A 5,416-nucleotide genomic window follows, 5' to 3' on the forward strand; every position below is an offset into this window, starting at 1 on the left:
ATAGTATTGTTTTATGATTAAGATTTAAGGCTTGCCAAAAGACGATTGCATCCTTGAGGAGCGCTATAAAATAACAAATCAACTAATAGTTTTAAAGCTAATGTTTCTGGATTATCTGGTGGCAGATTTTTACGATTCCAGTAATAGTCTTGGTACGCTTTTTTAAAGTTAGAAAGATATTCTCTTAATAAAGTAATTGATTCAGGTTTACTATTTTGAGCGCCCATTTGTTCCATCAACGCCACTGCACGACGAATTAATGGTTGGTTTTGTTTGGCTAAGTGACAGATAACTGATATAAAACTCTGAGCTTCTTCTTCTTTTAGAGGTTGATTTTGGGATACTGCCCGTTTTTCTACCTTGTCTTCTCCTACTATTAGAACAAGTTCATCAGCAATTTTGGGGGCTATATTTAATTTACTTGCTACTTGAACTATGGACTCAGTATTAATACCTATTAAAACCTTGAGGGCTAATAGTGTCATGTCCAATTTTGTTCTAATCCTATCTAATGGAACTGTTTGGCCCACTGAAGACTGGATATAATCTTGTCTCTGAGGAAGTACGAAAACTTTGGCATTACTGGGAGTTGCAGATATTACCATATTGTATACCTCTTAAAATTTAAAACTAAGCACGTCTATTGTAGTCCTAGTGAAACAAATTGTGTCTATTATGGCCAAAAAATTTTGTCTTTTTGTAGGAAAGTGCAATAGTAGGGGTGGGTTTTAGTTGCAATTTTCATGCTCGCCCTAAGATTAAATAAACCCGCCCTAATGCACACCCATTAGTTGTGTCAGTTTAATAGCTACTGGTGGTTGTATTCTCGCTTTTGTCAAATATAGTAGGGGCGAATGGCCATTCGCCCCTACTGACTTTTAATACCACTTTGAAAAAAGAATGCTACGAAAAGTTAGAGATAAATCAGATTTCTCTTTGTTCCCTACTCCCTACTGGACTGACACATCTAAAATGGAGCGGGTTTGTCTAATCAAATGTGAAAACTCATTAATTTAATGGGGAAACTCGCCCCTACTATTGCAATATTTTAGGCATATTGCGCCACTACTCCGTCACACTTATAATTTCAGCATTTAAACCATTATTTTGCAAAGTTCTTAATAGTTGATCTGCTTCAAGACGACTCCGAAAAGCTCCGGCTTGCATTACAGAATTACCATTAATATTAGTAGAAAAAGCATCTGGTACGAGCGATCGCAACTTATAGCGTTGAGAACGGTTATTTACATTTACAACTACTCGATAACGTAAACCCAAAGCTGCTGCACGACTCCGAGAATTAGACCTTAAAGATAGTCTAGACCAAGGATTAGGATTAGGATTAGAATTTTGATTTCTGCCAATACCGGGTGGTACATAACCTCCACGACCAAGGGGAATATTTGTTGTCGGAACTGGTAGTAAACCAGGAGAAGCAACTGGTGTATTACCTCTAAAAGTTGGGGTAGTGTTTCTAGGGGGTAAGTTTCGCAACCTTTCTAAAGTTGTTCTCCCTGACTCTGGTGGGGATACTGGTATTTCAATTGTTTGTGTATTCTGATAATTAGGATTAGTTTGTAGTAGTCTTTGTAAATTTCCTTGACTACTTGTGGTTTTGTAGGAATTTCCCCTAGATCCTCTCTGGGTTTCTGGAGGTGGTACAGGGATCATAATCATTTCTGTGGTTGAATTTTGTGGTCTTGATCGGGAAATAATACTACTAGATGTATTCCGCTCTCTTGATTTTTCTGCTGAGGGAGAAAAATTTGATTCTTTTGTCTTTGTCTGAGTATCTTGCTGAGTAGATGGAACTTCTACAATTATTTCCTCCTGTTCAGACTCCCTTTTGGTCTGACTTACAGTTGGGGTAGTTGGAATATTTCTCAGGGGAGCAACTCTTGGGGGAGGAGGAATTTTTCCGGCAATGTCAATAGTGCCATAATTACGACCGCCTCCTAAAGAATTTCCATAAGCAGGAATAGTTTTACCTTTAACTACAGAATAAATATCATACCGACCATTATTCCGAATAGTATTACGACCTGGTTCTTGAGAGTTACCCAAATCTGGTAATGATTGAGCGATCGCTGCTACTCCATCTTGTCTATTATTTTCTATAAAATTACCCCGCAAAATTGGCCGTGCATTGCCTTGAACAATAATCCCATTTTGATTTTCAATTAGACGATTTCCTATGATTTTTGGAGCAGCATCATCATAAATTTTAATTCCCACACCTGTATTTTGAAACAAATTATCTCTAATTTCTGGTTGAGAATTATCAGAAATTGTTATGCCATTTCTGCCATTGTTATAGAAACTATTTTCCTGAATAATTCCTATATTACTACCCACCATAGAAATTCCATTTAGACGATTACCAGTAAAAGTATTTTTATTAATAACAAAGCCACTAGATTCTATCCATAAACCATAACCTTGAAGATTAGGATTTGTGATTGTTAAACCATTTAAAGTTGAGTTATTAGCAGCTACGATTGTAATATTTTTTTGTTTTAAAGTCGGACTATTAAAATTACCGCCACCTTGAATTAAAACATTTTTACCATTATTGAAAGAGTTACCTTTTATTGTAATTTTTGGCTGTAAAATCAAAGGAAAAACTTCACCTGTTTGTCTGCTATAAGTTCCTGGCGCAAGTAAAATTTTTGTATTAGGTTGAGCAATTTTCAGAGCATAAGTAATAGTTTTCAAAGGAGAAGTTTTAGTACCATTTCCAGAGTCTTTACCAATGGATGAACTAACATAAAGCACATTCATCTGAGAATTAACTTGAGTCTCTGGGGATTGGGCAACTTGTTGTACTAATGGTACTGCCAGACTTGTAGAAGTAAATAACCCTAGTAGTGCTGTAGCTAAAAGAGGTGATAAACAGTTGGTTTTCTGAAGTAAATTTGCTTGATTATTTTTCTGCGAAAAAAGGATAAATATTGGTTTCACGGCCTTCATCCTAGAAAATTGTGACAGATTATTGAGTTATTATATTTTTTTAAGTATCTCTTATTGTGGGGTGTTTTGAAAAGTTATAAAAAATTAGGGAGGAGTCAGGAGTCAGGAGTCAGGAGAAAGAAAGTATAAGGATGGGGGAGGAGGACAAGTTTTTTTTCCCGTAAGCGGAACTGAGTTATATCGCTAATTAAGGCACTATTATCTAAGTCTTAATTATCTGGCAAAATGTATTTTTAGAGATATAAATGGAACTTTGCAATTACCCGAAATTAGTTACTTTTGCCACCAGTTTTGCTCTTAAGAAACTTTACAAATACCTGCTTGTCGGTGGTATTTAGGGGAGTTTCACCGAAAAATTTTGGTAGTTATACCAATTTCCATGCATTAATGCTATACTTGATTAATACTTCAGTGATTAAGTAATTACCTTCGGATAATTACCTTTTTGCTGATTTGAGACAATTTAATCTTTGATTATCCTTATTTTTACTTCTCCCGTAAGGACGTTTCGCTTCGCAAACATGTCGCGCAGCGAAATGTCCGTACAGGAGTAGTTTTTTTTATGCGCCAAAAATCCTAACTTTTTGAGCATGAATAGCTAAAAACTAGGTACTTTTTAAATACCTAAAAACCCTAAAAATTTTATCGGTAAATGCTTTGAGATTTAATCAGCAAGCCCTAGTTACTTTTGTCACCCATTTTGCTTTTAATAAACTCTACTACTGCCTGGTTATCAATACTATTGAGAGGAGTTTCACCATAATTATTTTTAGCATTCACATCTGCCCCATGAGAAATTAACAAAGCAGCTACTTTCTGGTTATCTACTTTATGTAATGGAGTTTCACCATAATTATTTTTAGCATTAACATCTGCTCCATTCGCGATTAAAATTGCAGCAACATCTTGATTATCTCTAGCATAATGTAAAGGAGTTTCACCATAATTATCTCTAGCATTAACATCTGCTCCATCCTCAATTAAAATTACAATTAATTTAGTCAACTTCGCGTAATGTAATGGGGTACTACCGTCATAATCTTTAGCATTTACTTTTGTCAATTTTAGATTTTCCCCCTGAGTAAATAGAAGTTTTGCGACAGATTTAGATGTAGTAAAAATGGGAGTAAATCCCCATTTATTTTGAGCATTAATATCAGCACCATTAGTAATTAATAATTGAGCAACTTTTAGATTTTCTGTTTGATGTAGGCTAGTATTGCCTTCTTTGTTTTTAGCGTTAACATTAGCTCCATTAGCAATTAATAATTGAGTTATTTCCTGATTATCTTTGCCATAATGTAGAGCTGTATTTCCATCTTCATCTTGAATATTTATATCCACACCATTAGCAATTAGTAGCTCAATTAAATTTTTGTTTCCAAGTGCTACAGCTTCATGCAGCAAACTATATTTACCAGAATTAGCACTAATATCTGAATCACCAAATTTTGCTCCACTAGAAATCATTAATTTTGCCATTTCTTGACTTCGCACATAATCTAACGGAGTTTGATTATTATTATCTTTAGCATTAATATTTGCTCTCTGGTTAATTAATAATTCTGCTGCTGATTGACTATCGTTAGTTACTAGATAATGTAGAGGAGTTTTGCCTTTTTTATCTTGAGCATTAATATCTGCTCCATGAGTAATTAATATTTCAGCTACTCCTCGCCGACGAGAATTATGTAGAGGAGTAATACCTTGATTATTTTTAGCATTAACATCTGCTCCTTTATTAATAAGTAAAGCAGTTATTTCCTGACTTTTACCTGCATAATGTAATGGAGTATTATCATTGTTGTTTTTGGCATTAACCTGAGCGCCATTAGAAATTAGTATATCTATTACTTCAGACTCATTATCTTGAATAGCATTATGTAATTGTGTATTTCCTTTTGCATCTGTAGAATTAATATTTTGACTAAATCCTAAGAATATTTCTCTTACCTGATAAACCAGTAAATTATCAGTCAAATAATTGAGTGTACCGCCAATAACAACGACAGCAAGACTTATTCCTAATAATACTTTTTTTCGTTGAAATTCCATTAATTTATTTTTCTTGTCATAGATTGATTTTTTGACCTGAATGGATTTTTTAATCATCGAAATTCTCAGAAAATAAATAGTGTACTGTATTGCTTTAACGTAGTAATACTAAACCAGAACGTTAAAAAAAAATCTTACAAATAACAAGCTCGAATGATCGGAAATGAAGTTTCCGAGCCTAGAACATCAATATTTACCGAATAATCGAATAATTAAGGTTTAAAACCTCTCATTAGCAAGGAGAAACAAGAAAAAATTTTCCTTTTATTCAATCGTCTCCCTAAGAGGAAGAGGTAATTATCAATTATCCATTATTGAATGACTACCTAAAACCTAGCACCTAATACCTAAAATTTATTTGTAGGAAACATTTATTAAATAGGTACTAATC

General features: G+C 34.1%; 3 protein-coding genes. All 3 read right to left on the bottom strand.

The genetic code is table 11. The features are described 5' to 3' along the window. Positions 1–17: 17 nt before the first annotated feature. On the bottom strand, positions 18–605 hold the full coding sequence (locus AFK68_RS12350) for a DUF3038 domain-containing protein (RefSeq protein WP_094673073.1): 588 nt from the start codon (positions 603–605) through the stop codon (positions 18–20). Between the two features lie 460 nt (positions 606–1,065). Next, positions 1,066–2,961, bottom strand: a complete 1,896-nt coding sequence (locus AFK68_RS12355) for a DUF1565 domain-containing protein (RefSeq protein WP_168186431.1) — start codon at positions 2,959–2,961, stop codon at positions 1,066–1,068. A 687-nt stretch (positions 2,962–3,648) separates the two neighbouring features. Then, positions 3,649–5,082, bottom strand: a complete 1,434-nt coding sequence (locus AFK68_RS12360) for an ankyrin repeat domain-containing protein (RefSeq protein ID WP_094673075.1) — start codon at positions 5,080–5,082, stop codon at positions 3,649–3,651. Positions 5,083–5,416: the final 334 nt, after the last annotated feature.

It is taken from the genome of Hydrocoleum sp. CS-953 (assembly GCF_002260545.1).
In the GTDB taxonomy this organism is placed as follows: Bacteria; Cyanobacteriota; Cyanobacteriia; order Cyanobacteriales; family Microcoleaceae; genus Trichodesmium.

Bases quoted from the DNA above. Each gene is read 5' to 3' on its own strand.
- AFK68_RS12350 (WP_094673073.1), bottom strand. From the start codon at position 605: ATGGTAATATCTGCAACTCCCAGTAATGCCAAAGTTTTCGTACTTCCT.
- AFK68_RS12360 (WP_094673075.1), bottom strand. From the start codon at position 5,082: ATGATTAAAAAATCCATTCAGGTCAAAAAATCAATCTATGACAAGAAA.